The following is a 21,153-nucleotide window of genomic DNA, read 5'->3' on the forward strand; positions in this document are numbered from 1 at the left end:
AGGGTCACGCGGGTGACCAGCGATATCACCGTGTTCGTCAACCCCACCGCGGGCCGCGGCCGGGGCGCCAAGGCCGCCCCCGTCGTCGCCGACGCCCTGCGCGAGGCCGGCTACGAGGTGACCACCGTCCGTGGCCGCGACGCGGCCGGAGCGCTCGCCGGCGCCCGCGAGGCCGTCGCCGCGGGCACGGGGGCGCTCATATCGGTCGGCGGCGACGGCATGGCCGCCCTCGCCCTGCAGGCCGTGGCGGGCACCGAGGTGCCCGTGGGCGTCGTGGCCGTGGGCACCGGGAACGACTTCGCCCGCGCCACCGGGTTGCCCGTGCGCGACCCCGCCGCCGCGGCGGAGGTCGTCGTCGGGGCCCTGGAGTCCGGCACGACCCGGGCGATCGACCTGGGCAAGGCGGGGGACACGTACTTCGGCACCGTGCTGGCCTCCGGCTTCGACTCCCGCGTCAACGACCGGGGCAACCGGATGAGCTGGCCGCCCGGCCGCTTCAAATACGACGTGGCGATGGTCGCCGAGCTGGCGTCCTTCCGCCCGATCCCGTACCGGATGCGGCTCGACGACGGCCCCGAGACCGAGATCGAGGCGACCCTCGTCGCCGTCGGAAACGGCCCGTCGTACGGCGGCGGCATGCGGATCTGCCACGAGGCACGGATGGACGACGGGCTCTTCGACATCACCGTCGTCGGCCGGTGCAGCCGGCGCACGCTGCTGCGGGTCTTCCCGCGGGTTTACAAGGGCACGCACCTGACCCATCCGGTCGTCACCGTGCACCGGGCCGCGCGCGTGTCGCTGACCGCCGCGGACGTCACCGGGTACGCGGACGGGGAGCCGCTGGGTCCGCTGCCGCTGACCGCGGAGTGCGTGCCGGGCGCGGCCCGGGTGCTGGTGCGCTGAGCCGCCCGGCCGGGCCGGGTGCGCGCCCCGCCGGCCCCGGCCCGGGCCTGCCGCCGTCCGGCTGACCTGGGGCCGTGCGCAAAGATCGGGTGCGCTGTCGGCGGCGCCCGGTAGGCTCGTAACCACGATGACCGACGAGCACATCCCTCCCGCCGAGGCGTACGCGGCGCACCGCCGCAGGGCCGCCGAGGAAGCCACCGCACTCGGCTCGTTCCGCGGGCTGTACGAGTTCGCGCTCGACCCCTTCCAGATCGACGCCTGCCGGGCCCTGGAGGACGGCAGGGGCGTGCTGGTCGCGGCGCCCACCGGCTCCGGCAAGACGGTCGTCGGCGAGTTCGCCGTGCACCTCGCGCTGGAGCAGGGCCGCAAGTGCTTCTACACCACGCCGATCAAGGCGCTGTCGAACCAGAAGTACGGCGACCTCGTCCGCCGCTACGGCCCGGCGAAGGTCGGCCTGCTGACCGGCGACAACACGATCAACTCCGAGGCCCCGGTGATCGTCATGACCACCGAGGTGCTGCGGAACATGCTGTACGCGGGCTCGCAGACCCTCCTCGGCCTCGGCTACGTGGTCATGGACGAGGTGCACTACCTGTCCGACCGCTTCCGCGGCGCCGTCTGGGAAGAGGTGATCATCCACCTGCCGGAGTCCGTCACCCTGGTGTCGCTGTCGGCGACGGTCTCCAACGCCGAGGAGTTCGGCTCCTGGCTCGACACCGTGCGCGGCGACACCGCCGTGATCGTCTCCGAGCACCGCCCGGTGCCCCTGTGGCAGCACGTGATGGCCGGCCGCCGGATGTACGACCTGTTCGAGGAGCGCACCGCCGCCGGCGGCCGGCAGGAGCCCGCCAAGGCGGTCAACCCCGACCTGCTCCGGCTGGCCCGGCAGGAGTACTCCCGCCCGTCCGGCCCCCGCGACCGCCGCCGCGGCCGGGGCCGCGAGGCCGACCGCGAGCGCGAGCGCCGCTCCCGCTCCCGGGTGTGGACGCCCAGCCGCGTCGAGGTCATCGAGCGGCTGGACGCCGAGGCGCTGCTGCCGGCCATCACGTTCATCTTCAGCCGCGCCGGCTGCGAGGGCGCGGTGCAGCAGTGCCTCCACGCGGGCCTCAGGCTCAACGACGAGGAGGAGCGCGCCGCGGTCCGCGAGATCGCCGAGCTGCGGACGGTGGCGATCCCCCGCGAAGACCTGCACGTGCTGGGCTACTTCGACTGGCTGGAGGCCCTGGAGCGGGGCGTCGCCGCGCACCACGCCGGGATGCTGCCGACGTTCAAGGAGGTCGTCGAGGAGCTGTTCGCCAAGGGCCTGGTCAAGGCGGTGTTCGCGACCGAGACGCTGGCCCTGGGCATCAACATGCCGGCTCGCTCCGTGGTGCTGGAGAAGCTGGTGAAGTGGAACGGCGAGACCCACGCCGACGTCACCCCCGGCGAGTTCACGCAGCTCACGGGCCGCGCCGGGCGCCGCGGCATCGACGTCGAGGGCCACGCCGTGGTGCTGTGGCAGCGCGGCATGAGCCCGGAGTACGTCGCGGGCCTGGCCGGCACCCGCACGTATCCGCTGCGCTCCTCCTTCCGCCCGTCGTACAACATGGCGGTCAACCTCGTCGCCCAGTTCGGCCGGCACCGTACGCGCGAGCTGCTGGAGATGTCCTTCGCGCAGTTCCAGGCGGACAAGTCGGTCGTCGGCATCTCCCGCCAGGTGCAGAAGAACGAGGAGGGCCTGTCCGGCTACCGCGAGGCGATGACCTGCCACCTCGGCGACTTCGAGGAGTACGCGCGGCTGCGCCGCGACCTGAAGGACCGCGAGACGGAGCTGGCCCGCCAGGGCGCCGCCCAGCGGCGGGCCGCCGCCGCTGGCTCGCTGGAGAAGCTGCGCCCGGGCGACGTGATCCACGTGCCCACCGGCAAGTTCGCCGGCCTCGCCCTCGTCCTCGACCCCGGCACGCCCGCCGGCCGCACCAACGGCCACCGCGGCTTCGAGCACCACGACGGCCCCCGCCCGCTGGTGCTCACCGCCGCCCGGCAGGTCAAGCGGCTGGCCGCGATGGACTTCCCGGTGCCGGTGGAGCCGCTGGAGCGGATGCGCATCCCCAAGTCGTTCAACCCCAGGAGCCCGCAGTCCCGCCGTGATCTGGCCTCCGCGCTGCGCACCAAGGCCGGCCACCTGGAGCCGCGGCGGCACCGCAAGGAGCGCGCCCCCGCCGCCGACGACGCCGAGATCGCCCGGCTGCGCAAGGCGATCCGCGCCCACCCGTGCCACGGCTGCGACCAGCGCGAGGACCACGCCCGCTGGGCCGAGCGCTACCACCGGCTGCTGCGCGACACCCGGCAACTGGAGCGCCGTATCGAGGGCCGGACGAACACCATCGCCCGCACCTTCGACCGGGTCTACGCCCTCCTCACCGAGCTGGGCTACATCGCCGAGGAGGGCGGCGGCGAGAAGGTCACCGAGGACGGCCGCCGCCTCGCCCGGCTCTACGGCGAGCTGGACCTGCTGGCCTCGGAGTGCCTGCGCGAGGGCGTCTGGGAGGGCCTGGGCCCCGCCGAGCTGGCCGCCTGCGCCTCCGCGCTGGTCTACGAGGCCCGGCAGTCCGACGACGCGCTGCCGCCCAAGCTCCCCGGCGGCGGCGCCAAGCGGGCCCTGGGCGACATGGTGCGCATCTGGGGCCGGCTCGACGCCCTGGAGGAGGACCACCGCATCAGCCAGACCGAGGGCGTCGGCCAGCGCGAGCCGGACCTCGGCTTCGCCTGGGCCGCGTACCAGTGGGCGTCGGGGCGCAGCCTGGACGAGGTGCTGCGCGAGGCGGACATGCCGCCGGGTGACTTCGTGCGCTGGTGCAAGCAGTTGATCGACGTGCTCGGGCAGTTGTCCGGCGCGGCCGACCCCGAGAGCACGGTCGCGGGCAGCGCCCGCAAGGCGGTCGACAAGGTGCTGCGCGGCGTCGTGGCGTACAGCTCGGTGGGCTGAGCAGGACCGGGACTCCGCCGCGCACTACCCTTCCCGGGTGATCTCCTACGACGATCTGACGCCCCCGGAACGGGAGTTGTGGGCCGCGTTCCCCGAAGGCCGCCGGGTGGACCTGCGCGTCGGTGACGCGGCCCGGGACGACCCCGCCGGCGCCGCGGACTGGGGAGCGGAGCGTACGGTACGGGCCGCGGTCCTCGCCGCGCTGCTGCTGGGCGCGCACCCGCCGCAGCCGGGCGCCATAGCGGCGCTGCGGCTGGCCGGGGCGCGGATCACCGGGGGACTGGACCTGACGGGGGCCGAGACCGCCCACCAGGTGCGGCTGGAGCACTGTTTCCTGGACGAGGCGGTCGTCCTCAACTCGGCGGCCACGGCGAGCGTGCGCATCGACGGGAGCGTGCTGCCGCGCGTCGACGCCCGGATGGCCAGGGTCGAGGGCGTGCTCGCGGTGCGGCGGTGCCGGGTCGCCGGCGCGCTGCTGGCCACCAACGCCCGGATCAGCGGCGAACTCCTCCTGCACGGCACCCGGTTCGCCGGCGAGAACGGCTGGTCGGTGTTCGCCGGCGGGATGGAGGTGGGCGGGGCGGTCTTCTGCACCCACGGCTTCACCGGCGGCGGCGGGATACGGCTCATCGGCGCCCGGCTGTCGGGCGGGCTCTTCCTGGACGGCGCGCGGATCGGCGCGGCGGACGGGCTGGCGCTCAGCCTCGACCACGCCCAGGTCACCACCGTCCAGCTCACCGACGGCTTCTTTGCCGCGGGCCGCCTGGAGCTGCGCGGCGCGCAGATAGCCGACCTGCTCAGCTTCGACGGCGCGGCGCTGGGCGGGTGCACCGGCGTCGACGGCGCCCGGCTGCACGCCACCGACCTCCGCTTCACGCCCGCGGAGCCGCCCGCGGGGCCGGTGTCCCTCGGCGGCGCCCAGGTGACCGTCCTCCACGACGACCTCGACCGCTGGCCCCGGACCGTGCACCTCGACGGCTTCGCGTACGGCTCCATCCAGCCGGTGCGCGCCGCCGAGCAGGACTCGGTGCCCCGCAGGCTCGACTGGGTCCGCCGCGGCGCGGGCTACGCCCCGCAGCCGTACGAGCAGCTCGCGGCCTGGTACCGGCAGATCGGGCACGTCGACGACGCCCGCCGCGTCCTGCTCGCCAAGCAGCGCGCCCGCCGCCGCACCCTGCGCCCCGCCGGCCAGGTCTGGAGCCTGCTGCTCGACGGGACGGTCGGCTTCGGCTACCGCCCGTGGCTGGCCGGGCTGTGGCTGGCGGCGCTCACGCTGCTCGGCAGCCTGGTCTTCGCGGCGGGGGACAGCAGGCCCGTGAACAAGGGCGAGGGACCGCGCTTCCACCCCTTCGTCTACGCCCTCGACCTGCTGATCCCCGTCGGCGGTCTCGGTCAGCGCGACTTCTGGTACATGTCCGGCGGGGCGCCGCAGGCCCTGTCGTACGTCCTCGTCGCCGCCGGCTGGCTGCTGACGACGGCGCTCGTGGCCGGGATGACGCGGACGCTGGAACGGACGTAGCGGGCCGGCCCGGCCGCCTGCCAACCGCTGGCCCCGGCGGCAAATTCGCGATACATCTCGTCTTGACGGCCTCGTGAAAATCGAGATATGTTCGGCTGCGAGTATCCGGTGGCGAGCACAGAGGGGAGGGTCCGTGCCCCCGAAGCGGCGGAAGCCGAGCAACCCGCTGGCCCTGGCCGTGCTGGCCTTTCTCGCCGAGCGGTCGATGCACCCGTACGAGATCGCCCAGTTGCTGCGGCAGCGCGGCAAGGAACACAGCATCAAGATCAATTTCGGCTCCCTCTACACCGTGGTGCAGAACCTGGAGAAGCACGGCTTCGTCGCCGCCGCCGGTGTGCAGAAGCAGGGGAACCGGCCCGAGCGCACGGTCTACGCCATCACCGACGCCGGTCGCGAGGAGATGCACGACTGGCTCACCGAGATCGTCGCCGTCCCCCGCCGGGAGTACGCGCACTTCGAGGCGGCCCTCTCGCTGATCAGCGTGCTGCCGCCGGACGAGGCGGTGGAGGCGCTGCAGACGCGGCTGGCGCGGCAGGAGGTCGCGGCGGCGGGTCTGCGCGGCGCGCTGGCGAAGCTGTACGAGACGCTGCCGCGCGTCTTCGTGATCGAGACGGAGTACCAGGCGCACATGCTGGAGGCGGAGGCCGCGTGGCTGCGCGGCGTCCTGCCGGAGCTGACCGACGGCTCCCTCGGCGGCGTCGAGGACTGGCGCGCCTGGCACCGGACCGGCGAGGTGCCGGCCGAGTGGCAGAACCTGGAGGAGGAGTTGCCCGGCGGCGAGGGCGGGACGCCCGGCGCCGCCCAGGAGACGTACGACGCACACGAGGGCCCGTAGCGGCCGTCGGAAAGGCGTCCCGGCGGGCTGCGCCAACAGCCCGCCGGGACCGACCCCGTCCATCCGGACCTGCGCGAAACGCGGGCGCCAGGCGTCGAGGTGCGGCACACCCAGGATAGCCAGGCTCCGCTTTCGCCGTCGTCCGGCAGACCCACGCACACCATGCGAGAGCGGAGTTCGCCATGCCCGGAAACGGGACGCTCGCCGTCGAGGCGCGCGAGCTGACCAAGAGCTATCCCCACGGCGTCACGGCCCTGGACGGCATGTCCCTGGCCGTACGGTCCGGCACGGTCTTCGGGCTGCTCGGCCCGAACGGCGCCGGCAAGTCCACCACCGTCAAGATCCTCACCACCCTGGCCCGGCCCGACGCCGGCGCCGCCACCGTCGCCGGCCACGACGTGCTGCGCCGCCCCGGCCGGGTGCGGCGCGCGATCGGCGTCGTGGCGCAGAAGTCCGGCGCCGACCCGATGGCCACCGGACGCGAGAACCTGCTGCTGCAGGGCCGCCTGTACGGGCTGCGCGGCGCGCCGCTCGCCCGCCGCGCCGCCGAGTTGCTGGCGCGCTTCGCACTGGCCGACGCCTCGGACCGCCTGGTACGGGGCTACTCCGGCGGCATGCAGCGGCGCCTCGACGTGGCGCTGGGGCTGGTGCACCGGCCCGCGGTGCTCTTCCTGGACGAGCCGACGACGGGTCTCGACCCCGAAGCCCGGACGGCCATGTGGGAGGAGATCGCCCGGCTCGCCGGCGGCGAGGGGCTGACCATCGTGCTGACCACGCACTACCTGGAGGAGGCCGACAGGCTCGCGGAGCGGATCGCGATCGTCGACCGCGGGCGCGTGGTCGCCGAGGGCACGCCCGACGAGCTGAAGGGCGAGCTGCGCGGCGACGCCGTGCACGTCGAACTCGCCCGCACGCCGGGGGAGGTGGACGCCGGGCTGCTCCGGGCCGCGCTCACCGAGTTCGCGGGTGTGCGCGAGGTCGTGCTCGACGGGCGCCGGCTGAGCGCCCGGGCGGCGGACGGCGCCGCGGCGGTGCCGCGGGTGCTGTCCGCGCTGGAACGCCAGGGCGCGGAGGTGGCCGCGATCACCGCCGCCCGGCCGTCGCTGGACGACGTCTACCTGCGTTACGCGGGACGCCGGTTCGCCGACGCGGACGGCGCGGGCGGGGGAGACGGCGGCGGGGACGCAACCGCTCCGGTCGCGGCGGGAGGTGCGCGATGAGCGCCGTCGCCGCCCAGACCTGGTACATGACGCAGCGTCAGCTCACCGCGATCCTGCGGCAGCCGGCGTACCTGCTGATCACTCTCGTCCAGCCGGTGATCTGGCTGTTCCTGTTCGGCAACCTGTTCCGGGAGATCACCGAGCTGCCGGGCTTCGGGGCCGGCTCGTACCTGGACTACCTGATCCCCGGCGTGGTGGTGATGACCGCGCTCAGCTCCAGCATGTGGGCCGGCATGGGCACCCTGGAGGAGATCGAGCGCGGCACCCTCAACCGGTTCCTGACCACCCCGGTCAGCCGCGGGGCGCTGATGAACGCCAACGTGGTCAACAACGGCCTCAGCGTGCTCGTGCAGTCGGTCGTGATCGTCCTGCTCGGGCTCCTCGCCGGGGCGGACTACCCGGGCGGGATCGTCGGGCTGCTGGTGCTCGTGGCGGCGGCGATCCTGCTGGGCACCGTCTTCGGGGCGATGTCCAACGCGATCGGCATGGTGGTGCGGCAGCGCGAGTCGATCATCGGCATCAACACGTTCCTGCTGCTGCCGTTGACGTTCCTGTCCTCGTCGTTCATGGCGCCGGCCCTGATGCCGTCCTGGATGCGGCGCATCGCCGAGGTCAACCCCGTCGACTGGGCGGTGGTGGCCGGCCGGGGCGCGCTGTCGGCGGACCCCGACTGGGGCGCGGTGCTGGGGCGGGGCGGCGCGCTGCTCGCGGTGGCGGTGGCGGCGGTGTGGCTGTCGACCCGGACGTTCCGCACGTACCAGAAGTCGGTGTGAGCCGCCCCGCGCGCGGGACGGCTCACACCGCCCCGCGCGCGGGGCTCAGGGGGTGGCGCCGGCGGCCGGGTCCGCGCCCTCCTGCTCGCGCTCGACGGCCTCGTTCCACCGCTTCTTCGAGGACTGCCAGCCGTCCTCGTCGTGGCCGAGCCGCCAGTAACCGGAGATCGACAACTGCTCGCGCGGCACCTGCCGGTCCAGCCGCAGGTGCCGGCGCAGCTCCTTGACCATCCCGGCCTCGCCGTGCACGAAGGCGTGCGCCCGGCCGGGCGGGAAGTCCAGCGCCCCGACGGCCTCGACGAGGGGCCGGCCCACCGGCCGGCCGTCGCGGTACAGCCAGGTGACCACGGCGCCCTCGGGGGCCGCCAGCGGCTGGCGCTCGGCCGCGTCGGCGACCTCGACCAGCACGTGCGCGACGGCGCCGTCCGGCACGCGCTCCAGCGAGGCGGCGATGGCCGGCAGCGCGCTCTCGTCGCCCGCCAGCAGATGCCAGTCGGCGGCCGGGCTCGGGGCGTACGCGCCGCCGGGGCCGAGGAAGCGCACCACCTCGCCCGGGCGGGCGCCGAGCGCCCAGGGGCCGGCCACGCCCGCCTCGCCGTGCACGACGAAGTCGAGCGCCAGCTCCCGTGCCTTGGCGTCCCAGGAGCGCACGGTGTACGTGCGCATCAGCGGCCACTGGTCGCGCGGCAGGTCGCGGCGGATGGCGTCCAGGTCGTACGGCTCGGGGTACTCCGCGCCGGGCGCGGGGAAGAGGAGCTTGACGTAGTGGTCGGTCCACTCGCCCGCCGTGAAGCCGGACAACTCCTCGTCGCCGAGGACCACGCGCACCATGTGCGGGGTGAGTTGCTCGGTGCGTACCACGCGGGCGGTGTGGACCTGGCGCTTCCGGCCGGCGGGGCGGTCTGCCACGTGAACCTCCGGGACGAGAGGAAGTTAGGGTTACCTAACCTAACACCCCGGCCGCCGGTCCGCGGCCGGGAGCCCCCGGGCGCGGCCCGCGCCGCGGCCCCGCCGTCAGCCCCGCAGCGTCGTCAGCAGCCGCTCCAGCGAGCCCCCGAGCCCCCAGCGCTTCGCGAGCGCCGCCAGCCGCTCCGGGTCCCGCGGCGCCCGCGGCAGCTCCGGGTCGTACGCCGGCAGCGGCACGTCGGCCGCGACCCGCACCACGGTCGGCGCCACCTCGACGTACGGCCGCGCCTCGGCGAGCCGGCGCCGCTGCGCCGGGGTGAGCCGCGAGGCGGGGTCGTCGACGGCGGCCATGATGCCGGCGAGGTCGCCGTAGGCGTCGAGGAGCTTGGCCGCGGTCTTCTCGCCGATGCCGGGCACGCCCGGCAGCCCGTCGCTGGGGTCGCCGCGCAGCAGGGCGAGGTCCGCGTAGCCGGGGCCGTCGACGCCGTACTTCTCGCGCAGCGCCGCGCCGTCCATGACGGTGGCGTTGCCGACGCCCTTGACGGGGTAGACCACCCGTACCCCGCGGGCGTCGTCGATGAGCTGGAACAGGTCGCGGTCGCCGGTGATGATGTCCACCGGGCCGGTCGCGTGCGCGGTCAGGGTGCCGATCACGTCGTCCGCCTCGTACGGGGCCACGCCCACCCGCGCGATGCCGAGGGCGTCGAGCACCTCCTCGATGACCGGCACCTGCGGCGACAGCGTGTCCGGCACCACCTCCTCGTCCGCCTCCCCCTCGCCCGGGTGCTCCTCGGCGACGCGGTGCGCCTTGTACGAGGGGATGAGGTCCACCCGCCACTGCGGGCGCCAGTCGGCGTCCATGCAGGCCACGAGGTCGTCGGGGCGGTGGTCTGCGACGAGCCGGGAGATGAAGTCGAGCAGGCCCCGCACGGCGTTCACGGGAGTGCCGTCGGGGGCCGTGACCGATTCCGGTACGCCGAAGTACGCGCGGAAGTAGAGGCTTGCCGTGTCGAGCAGCATCAGGCGTCGGGTCATCCCCTGATGATGCCGCATGCCCCGCGACCAAACGCGATCGGGATGTGAACTGGATCACGCCCCGGTTTGGACATCGTGATCCTGGGCAGCGGCGGAAGTGGAGTGAACCGATGGTCTATACAAGGACAATTCGGTAAGCATCAGGGCAGAACCCGCGTCACTCCACGACCTGCCGACGGGGGAGGCAGGTCGATTTTTCCGTTCGAAGCGTGAGGTGTATGTGAGCAGGCTCCAGGCGGAGCACCTGTACAAGGTGTTCGGCAAACGGCCAGATGACGCGGTCGCCCGGCTAGAGGCCGGCGAGGACCGCGAGAAACTTCGCAAGAAGGGCACGACCGCGGCGGTGGTGGACGCCTCCTTCACCGTCGAGTCGGGCGAGATATTCGTGGTCATGGGCCTCTCCGGGTCCGGCAAGTCCACGCTGCTGCGCATGCTGAACGGGCTGCTCGACGCCACGTCCGGCCGGGTGCTCTTCGACGGCCAGGACCTGACGTCGCTGACCCACCGCGAGCTGCGCGAGGTGCGCTCCACGAAGATCAGCATGGTCTTCCAGCACTTCGCGCTCTTCCCGCACCGCAGCGTCCTGGAGAACGCCGCGTACGGTCTTGAGGTCCAGGGCGTACCCCGGGAGGAGCGCGAGAAGCGCGCCGCCGAGGCCCTGGAGCTGACCGGCTTGAAGGGCTGGGAGCACCACTGGCCGGACGAGCTGTCCGGGGGCATGAAGCAGCGCGTGGGCCTGGCCCGCGCCCTGGCCACCGACGCCGACCTGCTGCTCATGGACGAGTCCTTCAGCGCCCTCGACCCGCTGATCCGGCGCGACATGCAGGACCAGCTCATCGAGCTGCAGTCCAAGCTCAGGAAGACGATCGTCTTCATCACCCACGACCTGAACGAGGCCATGCGCCTGGGCGACCGCATCGCCGTCATGCGCGACGGCCGCATCGTCCAGATAGGCAGCCCCGAGGACATCCTCGTGCGGCCCGCGGACGACTACGTGCGCCGCTTCGTCGAGGACGTCGACCGCACCCGGGTGCTCACCGCCGGCTCCATCATGGAGGAGCCGCAGGACGGCCTCTCCCCGAAGGAGCTGCGCGAGACCGCGCCCGTCAGCGTCACCGAGGACACCCCGGTGGCCGAGCTGTTCGGTCCCTTCGCGACCGGCGACGACGCCGTGGGCGTCACCGACGCCGAAGGCGACCTCGTCGGCCTCGTGGAGCGCGGCCGGCTGCTGTCCATCCTCGGCGACCAGGCCGGCGACGACGAGGGCGAAAAGGTGATCGCCGGTGCCTGAGATCGACTTCGGGTCCCGGGTCGAGTCCGCCGTCGACTGGCTCAAGGACCACCTCGGCTGGCTCTTCGACTTCATCGACACGGTCCTCACCGGCATGTACGACGGCGTCAACGCCGTCCTCGACGCGCCGGATCCGCTCGTCCTGGCCGGCATCTTCGCCGTGATCGCCTTCTGGCTGCGCGGCCCGCTGCCCGCGGTGCTCACGTTCGCCGGCTTCGCGATCATCGACTCGGTGCAACTGTGGCCGGAGGCCATGGAAACCCTGTCGATGGTGCTGGTCGCCACCGCGATCACCGTGGTGGTCGCCGTGCCGCTGGGCATCTGGGCGGCCCGCAGCAAGGTCGTCAGCACCGCCGTGAGGCCGATGCTCGACTTCATGCAGACGATGCCCGCCTTCGTCTATCTGATCCCGGGCGTCATCTTCTTCTCCATCGGCATCACCCCGGGCATCATCGCGACCATCGTGTTCGCCATGCCGCCGGGCGTGCGCATGACCGAGCTGGGCATCCGGCAGGTCGACGCGGAACTGGTCGAGGCCGCCGAGGCGTTCGGCACCAAGCCCGCCGACACCCTGCGCCGCGTGCAACTGCCGCTGGCGCTGCCGACGATCATGGCCGGCGTCAACCAGGTCATCATGCTCGCGCTGTCCATGGTCGTCATCGCCGGCATGGTCGGCGGCGGCGGCCTCGGCGAGGTCGTCTACAACGCCGTCACCCGCGTCGCCATCGGCACCGGCTTCGAGAGCGGCCTCGCGGTCGTCATCCTCGCCATGTACCTGGACCGGATGACCGGCGCGCTCAACCAGCGCGTCTCGCCGCTCGGCCGGCGCGCGCTCGCCAAGACCGCCGCCGCGGTCGACCGGTGGAAGTTCCTGCACTACAAGCCCACCACCGCGATCGCCACCGTCGGCATCGTCGTGCTGGCGCTGCTCGCCGGCGGGCTGAACCTGGCCGAGTCCGACGACGAGGGCACCCCGCAGGCCGCCGCCTCCACGGACGTCGGCCAGGGCCGGCAGATCGACATCGGCTACATCCCCTGGGACGAGGGCATCGCCTCCACCTTCCTGTGGAAGGAGGTGCTGGAGCAGCGTGGCTTCGAGGCCGAGGCCAAGCAGCTCGACCCGGGCCCGCTCTTCACCGCCGTCTCCGAGGGCCAGGTCGACTTCCAGACCGACGCCTGGCTGCCCGTCACGCACGAGCAGTACTGGAAGCAGTTCGGCGGCAAGATGGAGGACATGGGCTCCTGGTACGGGCCGACGACGCTGGAGCTGTCCGTCCCGTCGTACATGAAGGACGTCAAGTCGCTGGAGGATCTGAAGGATCACAAGGGCGATTTCGAGGGGAAGATCATCGGCATCGAGGCCAGCGCCGGGATGATGGGGATCCTCAAGGACAAGGTCGTGAACGAGTACGGCCTGGAGGACTGGGAGGTCGTCTCCTCGTCCACCTCCTCGATGCTCGCCGAGCTGGAGCGCGCGTACCAGGCCGAGGAGCCGGTCGTCGTCACGCTGTGGTCGCCGCACTGGGCGTACTCCAAGTACGACATGACCAAGCTGGAGGACCCGAAGGGCGCCTGGGGCTCCGGTGACGACGTGCACACCACCGCGCGCAAGGGCTTCGCGAAGGACGAGCCCGTCGTCGCCGAGTGGCTGCGCGACTTCACCATGAAGGAGAAGGAGCTCACCAGCCTGGAGGAGATGATCGTCGACGCCGGCGAGGGCAACGAGCAGGAGGCCGTGCGCGACTGGCTGGAGCAGAACGAGGGCTACGTCGACAAGATCGCCCCGCTGCCCGGCGGCGGTGGCGCCACGGAGGGCAAGGACGCGGGCAAGACCGTGAACCTCGGCTACTTCCCGTGGGACGAGGCCATCGCGTCCACGTACCTGTGGCAGAACGTGCTGGAGGACCGCGGCTACAAGACCAACGTCAAGCAGCTCGACCCCGGCCCGCTCTACACGGCGCTCGCCGAGGGCCAGATGGACGTGCAGTTCGACGCCTGGCTACCGGTGACGCACGAGCAGTACTGGGAGAGATTCGGTGACGACCTCACCGACGTCGGCTCCTGGTACGGGCCGACGACGCTGGAGCTGTCCGTCCCGTCGTACATGAAGGACGTCAAGTCGCTGGAGGATCTGAAGGATCACAAGGGCGATTTCGAGGGGAAGATCATCGGCATCGAGGCCAGCGCCGGGATGATGGGGATCCTCAAGGACAAGGTCGTGAACGAGTACGGCCTGGAGGACTGGGAGGTCGTCTCCTCGTCCACCTCCTCGATGCTCGCCGAGCTGGAGCGTGCGTACGACAAGAAGGAGCCCGTCGTCGTCACGCTCTGGTCGCCGCACTGGGCCTACGGCAAGTGGGATCTGACCAAGCTGGAGGACCCGAAGGGGGCCTGGGGCGAGGGCGACGACATCCACACCGTGGCCAAGAAGGACTTCGCCGAGGACTTCCCGGAGTTCCACAAGTGGCTGAAGGACTTCACGCTCTCGGAGGAGGAACTGTCCTCGCTGGAGGTCGAGATCCAGAACGGCGGGGAGGGCAACGAGAAGGAGTCCGCCCGCACGTGGATGGAGGACAACCCGGAGGTCATCGACAGGATCGCGCCGGTCTCCTGACCGGCGGTCCCGCGCCGGGCGCCCCGTCGTCCCCCTCCGGGGGGCGGCGGGGCGCCCGCCGTCCGGGTTCCCTGTCCCTGTCCCTACGTCCCGCGCAGCGCGGCGGCCAGCACCTCCGGCGCCTCGGCCAGCGACGGCCCGTACCACGTCAGATGGCGCCCGCTCACCAGCGCCGCCGCCATCCCCCCGAACGCCTCGGGGCCGTCGTCCGCCGCGAACGCGTAGGGCTCGTCCGGCAGCACCACCAGCTCCGCCCCGCCGCCGCGCAGCTCGGCGAGCGGCACCCGCGGGTACCGCTCCGCGTGCCCCGCGTAGACGTTCTCCACCCCCAGCCGCGCCAGCAGGTCCCCGGCGAACGTCTCCCGGCCCAGTACCATCCACGGCCGCCGCCACACCGGCACCACCGCGCGCCGCGCCCGTCCCGCCGGCGGCCGCACGTCCCGCCACGCCGCCTCCGCGGCCGCCAGCCACCCCGGCCGCGCCTCGGCCCCGCAGGCCGCCAGCACCCGCGCCAGCTCGGCGAACCCCTGCTCCAGCGTGCGGACTTCGGTGACGAGCACCTCCAGACCGGCCGCCCGGAGCGCGGCGAGGTCGGGTGCGCGGTTCTCCTCCTCGTTGGCGACGACCAGGTCGGGGGCGAGCGCGACGATCCGCTCGACGTCCGGGTTCTTCGTCCCCCGCACCCGTGCGACGTCGAGACCGGCCGGGTGGCTGCACCAGTCGGTGGCGCCGACGAGCGCGCCGGGCGCCGTGACGGCGATCGCCTCGGTCAGCGACGGAACCAGGGAAACCACGCGCCTGCCTGCCATGCCCCCAGGCTACGGCGACCGGTCGCCGGTGGTGTCGCCGGCGGCAGGGCTGTCGGCGGCGGGCACGGCGAGGAGGTCGCCGCGGGCCACCGCCGTCGCCGTACGCACCGCGGCCGTCAGCCAGGCCGCCACCAGCAGCCCGTACAGCAGCGCCGCCAGCCCGCGGAACGCCGCGAGTCCGGTGTGCTGGGCCAGGCTTGCCGCGCCCGTCACGCACGTGCCGACCGGGAAGGTGAACGCCCACCACGTCAGCGCGAACGGCATGCCGCGGCGCGCGGCCCGTACGACCAGCGCCCCCGCCACCGCCAGCCACAGCAGCGCGAAGCCCAGCACCGGCACCCCGTACAGCGTCGCGAACGCCCCCGGCACTGCAGCCGAGCCGTCCGCCAGGGCGCCCGCCGCCGTCGTCGACTGCCCGAGCGGCCCCAGCACCAGGAACAGCGTCGGCGTCAGCGCCGGCGGCAGCGGCCCCCGCTCCACGAGCCGGGAGAAGACCGGCGGCAGCATCAGCAGCGTCGCCAGCAGGCTCATCCCGAACATCGCGAAGCAGCCCAGCACCAGCGACTCCCGCCACTGCCCCGCCGGCAGCCGCGGCGCCAGCGCGGGGCCCGTCGCGGCCGACACCATCGGCGCCACCACCGGCAGCAGCCACACCGGCGAGGCGTCGCCCGGCCGCACCCGGTGGCGTACGACCATCAGACACGGCACCGCCACGGCCGCCACCAGCCCCACGGCGGTGCCCGCCACCCACAGCGCGGCGTGCACGGCGAACGCCGCGTCCGCGCCCGTGACGCGCCCGCCCACGGCCGTCGTCGCGGCACCGACCGCGAGCAGGGCCATCGACAGGCACCCGTAGAACGGCGCGACCGCCGGGTCGGCGAGGTGCTCCCGGGCGCGGTCGGCGTGCCGGGCCCAGTGCACGGCGCGGGCGGCCAGCAGCACGGCGAGGAGGACGGCGGACAGCGCCCAGACGGGCACGAGGGCGGCGGCCGGGAGCCCCGCGGCGGCGCCGGCGGTCGCGACGATGGCGGTGCCCATCGCGGAGGAGTACCAGTTGGGGCCGAGATCGCGGGCGGACAGCCGTTGCCGGACGCGGATCGTGGGGTGCGGGCGTACGAGCGCGGTGGCGGCCATGGCGCCAGCCTGGCCGCGGCCGTGGGCGCCCGGTAGGGACCGCTCCCCTCTCAGCTCATAAGCTGGGGTTATGAGCGAGTACGAGGCCGGGGGCGTCCCCGGGTCGTCGCCGGCCCGCCGGGTGCCGGACCTGGCGGCGCTGGAACTGCTGCTCGCGGTCGCCCGGCTGGGCAGCCTCGGGCGGGCGGCGAAGGCCGTCGGCGTGAGCCAGCCCGCCGCCAGCGCCCGCATCCGGTCCATGGAGCGGCAGCTCGGCGTCGCGCTCGTGCACCGCTCGCCGGCCGGCTCGCGGCTCACCGAGGCGGGCGGCGTGGTGACGGAGTGGGCCCGGCGGGTGGTGGAGGCGGCGGAGGCGTTCGACGCGGGTGCGGCGGCGCTGCGCGCGCGGCGCGACTCGCGGCTGCGGGTGGCGGCGAGCCTCACCGTCGCGGAGTACCTGCTGCCGGGGTGGCTGGTCGCGCTGCGCGCGGCGCGGCCGGAGACGGCGGTGTCGCTGCAGGCGGGGAACTCGGCGGCGGTGGCGTCGCAGGTCCGGTCCGGGGCGGCGGACCTGGGGTTCGTGGAGGGCACGGGAGCGCCGGAGGGGATGGACGGCGCGGTGATCGGCCACGACCGGCTCCTGGTCGTGGTGGCGCCGTCGCATCCGTGGGCGCGGCGGCGCGGCCTGCCGCCGGCGGAGCTGGCGGGGGCGGCGCTGGTGCTGCGGGAACAGGGGTCGGGTACGCGCCAGGTGCTGGACGAGGCGCTGGCCCCGCACGGCGGGCTGGGCGTGCCGCTGCTGGAGCTGGGATCGACGACGGCGGTGAAGTCGGCGGCGGTGACGGGCGCGGGCCCGGCGGTGCTGTCGGAACTGGCGGTGGCGGACGAGGTGGCGGCGCGGCGGCTGGTGGCGGTGGACGTGACGGGCATGGACCTGACCCGGGCGCTGCGGGCGGTATGGCCACGGGGACAGCGCCCGACGGGCCCGGCCCGCGACCTCCTGTCGCTGACGAGAAGGGGGGCCGGGTCGTAGGGGAGCGGCCCCCGTCCCGTACCCCTGCGTCACCCCCGCCCCTGCGTTACCCTCGTTCCAGCCTGTCTTGATCTTCGAGGCGTCGAGTGGACGCGGGGAGCGCGCGGTGTCAGCAGCAGACGACCAGTCCTTCATACCCGGCGTCTCCGTCGAGCAGCCGACCTCCGCCCGCGTCTACGGCTGGCTTCTCGGCGGCAAGGACAACTACGCCGTGGACCGGGAGTTCGCCCTCAAGCAGCTCCAGGAGTTCCCCGCCGGGCTCGACATCACCCGGGAGAACCGGCTGTTCCTCTTCCGTGCCGTGCGCTGGCTCGTGCAGGAGGCCGGCATCCGGCAGTTCCTCGACATGGGCTGCGGGCTGCCCACGGACGACAACGTCCACCAGGTCGCCCAGCGCTTCGCCCCCGACGCCCGCGTCGTGTACGCCGACAACGACCCCATCGTCCTCGCCCACGGCCGCGCCCTGCTCGCCGAGGACGCCTCCACCATCGTCGTCGACGGCGACCTGCGCGACCCCGCCACCATCCTCGACGACCCGCTCGTCACCCGGCTCATCGACTTCGACGAACCGCTCGCCGTGCTCTACCTGTCGGTCATGCACCACGTCCCCGACGCCGACGACCCCGTCGGCGTCCTGGGCGCGGTGCTCGACCGCGCCCGGCCCGGCAGTTGCGTCTGTCTGTCGCAGGTGGTGGCCGACGACCCCGCCACCAGCGCCGCGATGACCGAGAGCGTCCGTGCCAAGGGGATCCCGTGGCAGACGCGGACGCCCACCGAGGTCGACGCGCTGGTCACGGGGCTGGAGCCGGTCGAGCCCGGGCTCGTCGATCTCGTCGACTGGCGGCCCGACCCGTTCCAGCCCCCGCTGGCACCCGTCGACCCGGTCCTGCAGCCCTACCTCGGCACGACGAAGCACGCCAAGCCCGTCTACGAGTACGGCGGCATCGTCCGCAAGCCCGGGGACTGAGCCGGTCAGCCGGCGGCCGCCGCCACCAGGCCCCGCATCACCCGCAGGTCCTCGCCCATCTCCGGGTGCCACTGCACCCCCAGCGCGAAGTTCCCCGCGTCCGGCAGCTCCAGCGCCTCCACCACCCCGTCCGCCGCGTGCGCCGACGCGATCACGCCGGCGCCCAGCTCCGCCACCGCCTGGTGGTGGTACGCCGGGACCGTCACCGCCTCCGGCACCAGCGAGGCGAGCCGCGTGCCCGGGACCGGTTTGATCTCGTGCTCGCCGAAGACGCCCGGGGTCCCGCGGTGGCCCTCCATGTGCTGGAGCAGCGTGCCGCCGCGTGCGACGTTCAGCAACTGCGAACCGCGGCAGATCCCCAGCAGCGGCAGCTCCGCCGCCAGCGCCGCGTCGATCAGGGCCAGCTCCCAGGCGTCCCGCTCGCGCGACGTCGCGGTGACGGCGTCCGTGGACGGTTCCGCGACGGCGCCGTAGCGGGCCGGGTCCAGGTCCGGGCCGCCCGCGACGACCAGGCCGTCCAGGCGGCGCAGCGTTTCCGGCGCGCGGGCCGGGTCGTCCGGCGGGAGCAGCGCCGCGAGGCCGCCGGCACGCTGGGTGAGGCGGTGGTAGCCGGCGGGCAGGAGGGCGGCGGGCAGGTGCCAGTGGTGGCCCCACCTGGCCTCGTCGAGGAGGTAGGTGGAGATGCCGATCAGGGGCCGGTCCGTCATTTCTCCCTCACCGTGGGACGCTCCAGTTCCGCCTCCGCCTCGGCCAGCGCCGCGAACTCCTCCTCGGGCGCCGCCGCGACCAGACGGTGCCGACTGTAGAGGGCGAAGTAGATCAACGCCACCGCGTATACGCAGCCGGCGATCATCGCCGCCCACTTGTCCACCAGGAACGTCGCCACCAGCGCCGACAGCGCGAGGACGAACGCCACCGACGACGTCCCCGCCCCGCCCGGCGTGCGGTACGGGCGGTCCAGCCCCGGCTCGCGGCGGCGCAGCACGATGTGCGAGAGCGCCATCAGCGCGTACGAGATGGTGGCCCCGAAGACCGCCACGTTCAGCATCCGCGCCCCGTCCCCGGTCCCGGCCGCGAGCGCGAAGCCGATCGCGCCGGGTACGAGCAGACCCAGGTACGGGGCCTTGCGGCGGGAGGTGAGGGAGAGGACCCGGGGCAGGTAGCCGGCCCGGGAGAGCGCGAAGAGCTGGCGGGAGCCGGCGTAGATGAGGGAGAAGAACGACGCGACGAGCCCGGCGAGGCCCGCGTAGTTGACGAACCGGCTGAGCGCGGTCGCCTCGCCGTCCGGCTGCAGGGCCTCGACCAGCGGGTTGCCCGCGTCCTGCACGGCGGCGGAACCGCGGGCGCCGGCCGCGGCGATGAAGGTGACGACGGCGAGCAGCAGCAGCACGCCCATCGCCCAGGCCATCGCGCGCGGCAGCGTACGGGACGGGTCCTTGGTCTCCTCCGCGGCCAGGGGTACGCCCTCGACGCCCAGGAAGAACCACATCCCGAACGGGAACGCGGCCCAGATGCCCATGATCCCGAACGGCAGCCAGGAGTTGGCGCCGAACGAGCCGGAGTCGACCGGGATGTCGTTCAGCGAGCCGGCGCTGAACTCGGTGAGGGCGCCGACGGCGAAGATGAGCAGCGCCGCGACGGCGACGGCGGTCACGACGAGGCTGAAGCGCAGCGCCTCGCCGACGCCCCACAGGTGGATGCCGAGGAAGAGGACGAAGCAGGCGAGGTAGACGGGCCAGCCGGAGGTGAGCCCGAAGAGTTCCAGCGACTCGACGTAGTCGCCGATGAAGATGACGATCGCGGCCGGCGCGAGGACGTACTCGATGAGGATCGCCGTGCCGGTCATGAACCCGCCCCAGGGGCCCAGCGCCTTGCGGGCGAAGCCGTAGCCGCCGCCGGCCGTGGGCAGGACGGCGGCCAGCTCGGCGAGGGCGAAGACCAGGCAGGTGTACATCACGCCCATGAGCAGCGCGGCGATGGCCAGGCCGCCGAAACCGCCCTCCGCGAGGCCGAAGTTCCAGCCGGAGAAGTCGCCGGAGACGACGTACGCCACGCCGAGGCCTGTCAGCAGCAGCGGCCCGGCGCTCCCGGCGCGCAGCGCGCGGCGGCGCAGATAGTCGTCGTCCGCGGCGGCGTGCGCGCCGGGATGCGGGGCGGCCGGGGGGCCGCCGTCGGGAGCGGCGCGGGGGCCGGGCGGTGCGGTGCGGGACTCGGTGCCTTCGCTCATGGTGCCGCTCCTGCCTCAACGGACGCTGGGAACCCAGCAATGGTGTGGTCCCATACCTTTGCGGCGCCGGGGCGACGAGCGCAAGCCCCGTGCATGAACGTCCTGTTACGCCGCCCGGGCCGCGGCGGTGCCGCTGCAGTGTTCAGCCCAGGAAGCCGCGCAGCAGCGCGGCGGTGCCCGCGCAGTGCTCGCGCATCATCTCGCGGGCGGCGTCCGGATCGCCGTCGAGCACCGCCCCGACGAGGGCCGCGTGCTGCGCCTGGCTGTGCTCCAGGTTCCGCACCAGCAGCGGGATGCAGTCCAGCAGGTCGTTGACGGTGGCCCGTACGGCGGCGTACTGCGCGGCGAGCCGCGGGGAGCCCGTCAGCTCCGTCAGGGTCAGGTGCAGCAGGGTGTCCAGCCGCCGGTAGTCGCCCAGCGGCGCGTCCTGGGTGGCCCGGAGGGCGGCGCGCAGCCGGTCCCGCTGCTCCGCGGTCATCTCGGTGCCGGCGCACAGCTCGGCCGAGCCGGTCTCCAGCACCTCGCGGAAACGGAGCACGTCCTCCAGGTCCGTACGTTCCGTGCGCCGGCGCAGCTCCTCCTGCGCGTCCCGAAGTGCGGGCGTCCGCTCCCGTACGAACGTGCCCCCGTAGCGCCCCCGGCGGCTCTCCACCAGACCCTCGTCCTGCAGCACCTTCAGCACGTCCCGCAGCGTCACCCGGCTGATCCGCAGCCGCTCCGCCAACTCCCGCTCCGCGGGCAGCCGCTCGCCCGGCGGCACCAGACCCAGCCGCAGCACCTGCAGTATCTGCTCCAGCGCCTCCTCGAAGCCGTTGCCCGCGCGCACCGGACGCAGTACGGTCCGCAGCCCGTCGCCGGCCGCCGCGCCGGTGAACGCCCTCATCCCGACCCCCGCTCCTGGACCCACGTCCTCCGCCTACTTCCCAATCAAAGGTATCCATGC

At 73.7% G+C, this 21,153-nt stretch carries 17 protein-coding genes; 10 read left to right on the forward strand and 7 right to left on the reverse strand.

Features of this window, described 5'->3' with window-relative positions; all coding sequences use genetic code 11:
* Window positions 1-12: 12 nt before the first annotated feature.
* The 6 genes from O7599_RS33340 (at window position 13) to O7599_RS33365 (ending at window position 8,215) form a co-directional block, all read left to right on the forward strand.
* Window positions 13-903: a diacylglycerol kinase gene (locus O7599_RS33340; protein ID WP_281619326.1), complete on the forward strand. Its 891-nt coding sequence runs from the start codon at window positions 13-15 to the stop codon at window positions 901-903.
* 127 nt (window positions 904-1,030) lie between these two features.
* Complete coding sequence (locus O7599_RS33345; RefSeq protein ID WP_281619327.1) at window positions 1,031-3,868, forward strand: DEAD/DEAH box helicase; 2,838 nt, start codon at window positions 1,031-1,033, stop codon at window positions 3,866-3,868.
* Between the two features lie 37 nt (window positions 3,869-3,905).
* Complete coding sequence (locus tag O7599_RS33350) at window positions 3,906-5,387, forward strand: oxidoreductase (protein WP_281619328.1); 1,482 nt, start codon at window positions 3,906-3,908, stop codon at window positions 5,385-5,387.
* 133 nt (window positions 5,388-5,520) lie between these two features.
* Window positions 5,521-6,222: a PadR family transcriptional regulator gene (locus O7599_RS33355; RefSeq protein WP_281619329.1), complete on the forward strand. Its 702-nt coding sequence runs from the start codon at window positions 5,521-5,523 to the stop codon at window positions 6,220-6,222.
* A 182-nt stretch (window positions 6,223-6,404) separates the two neighbouring features.
* Window positions 6,405-7,442, forward strand: coding sequence for an ATP-binding cassette domain-containing protein (locus O7599_RS33360; RefSeq protein WP_281619330.1), 1,038 nt, complete (start codon window positions 6,405-6,407; stop codon window positions 7,440-7,442).
* Window positions 7,439-8,215, forward strand: coding sequence for an ABC transporter permease (locus O7599_RS33365; protein ID WP_281619331.1), 777 nt, complete (start codon window positions 7,439-7,441; stop codon window positions 8,213-8,215). The genes O7599_RS33360 and O7599_RS33365 overlap by 4 nt, the downstream gene beginning before the upstream one ends.
* Window positions 8,216-8,260: 45 nt before the next feature.
* Here the strand turns inward: O7599_RS33365 and O7599_RS33370 are convergent, their stop codons facing one another.
* Window positions 8,261-9,124, reverse strand: a complete 864-nt coding sequence (locus tag O7599_RS33370; protein WP_281619332.1) for a siderophore-interacting protein — start codon at window positions 9,122-9,124, stop codon at window positions 8,261-8,263.
* Window positions 9,125-9,229: 105 nt separating this feature from the next.
* Window positions 9,230-10,141 (reverse strand): 5'-3' exonuclease, encoded by a 912-nt coding sequence (locus O7599_RS33375; RefSeq protein ID WP_281623626.1) that lies wholly within the window; start codon window positions 10,139-10,141, stop codon window positions 9,230-9,232.
* A gap of 235 nt (window positions 10,142-10,376) precedes the next feature.
* Between O7599_RS33375 and O7599_RS33380 the strand changes: the two genes are divergently transcribed.
* Both O7599_RS33380 and O7599_RS33385 read left to right on the forward strand, forming a co-directional pair.
* Complete coding sequence (locus O7599_RS33380) at window positions 10,377-11,447, forward strand: betaine/proline/choline family ABC transporter ATP-binding protein (protein ID WP_281619333.1); 1,071 nt, start codon at window positions 10,377-10,379, stop codon at window positions 11,445-11,447.
* Window positions 11,440-14,061, forward strand: coding sequence for an ABC transporter permease/substrate binding protein (locus tag O7599_RS33385; protein WP_281619334.1), 2,622 nt, complete (start codon window positions 11,440-11,442; stop codon window positions 14,059-14,061). The genes O7599_RS33380 and O7599_RS33385 overlap by 8 nt, the downstream gene beginning before the upstream one ends.
* A gap of 83 nt (window positions 14,062-14,144) precedes the next feature.
* Here the strand turns inward: O7599_RS33385 and O7599_RS33390 are convergent, their stop codons facing one another.
* Entirely contained in the window at window positions 14,145-14,870 is a 726-nt protein-coding gene (locus O7599_RS33390) for a helical backbone metal receptor (RefSeq protein WP_281619335.1), read from the reverse strand.
* Window positions 14,871-14,879: 9 nt separating this feature from the next.
* Window positions 14,880-16,004, reverse strand: a complete 1,125-nt coding sequence (locus tag O7599_RS33395) for a TDT family transporter (RefSeq protein WP_281619336.1) — start codon at window positions 16,002-16,004, stop codon at window positions 14,880-14,882.
* 70 nt (window positions 16,005-16,074) lie between these two features.
* Between O7599_RS33395 and O7599_RS33400 the strand changes: the two genes are divergently transcribed.
* Together O7599_RS33400 and O7599_RS33405 are read left to right on the forward strand one after the other, a co-directional pair.
* Window positions 16,075-17,016 carry a LysR family transcriptional regulator gene (locus tag O7599_RS33400; protein ID WP_281619337.1) on the forward strand — a complete coding sequence of 314 codons (942 nt, stop codon included), beginning with the start codon at window positions 16,075-16,077 and terminating at the stop codon, window positions 17,014-17,016.
* Between the two features lie 106 nt (window positions 17,017-17,122).
* Window positions 17,123-17,983 (forward strand): SAM-dependent methyltransferase, encoded by an 861-nt coding sequence (locus O7599_RS33405; RefSeq protein WP_281619338.1) that lies wholly within the window; start codon window positions 17,123-17,125, stop codon window positions 17,981-17,983.
* A gap of 5 nt (window positions 17,984-17,988) precedes the next feature.
* Here the strand turns inward: O7599_RS33405 and O7599_RS33410 are convergent, their stop codons facing one another.
* From O7599_RS33410 to O7599_RS33420, 3 genes are all read right to left on the reverse strand, one after another.
* Entirely contained in the window at window positions 17,989-18,690 is a 702-nt protein-coding gene (locus O7599_RS33410; RefSeq protein WP_281619339.1) for a gamma-glutamyl-gamma-aminobutyrate hydrolase family protein, read from the reverse strand.
* Entirely contained in the window at window positions 18,687-20,210 is a 1,524-nt protein-coding gene (gene eat, locus O7599_RS33415; protein WP_281619340.1) for an ethanolamine permease, read from the reverse strand. Before eat ends, O7599_RS33410 begins: the two co-directional genes overlap by 4 nt.
* Window positions 20,211-20,352: 142 nt before the next feature.
* The gene (locus tag O7599_RS33420; RefSeq protein WP_281619341.1) at window positions 20,353-21,093 is read right to left on the reverse strand and encodes an FCD domain-containing protein; all 741 of its coding nucleotides are present in this window, start codon (window positions 21,091-21,093) and stop codon (window positions 20,353-20,355) included.
* Between the last annotated feature and the right edge of the window lie 60 nt (window positions 21,094-21,153).

It is taken from the genome of Streptomyces sp. WMMC500 (assembly GCF_027497195.1).
Lineage (GTDB): Bacteria > Actinomycetota > Actinomycetes > Streptomycetales > Streptomycetaceae > Streptomyces.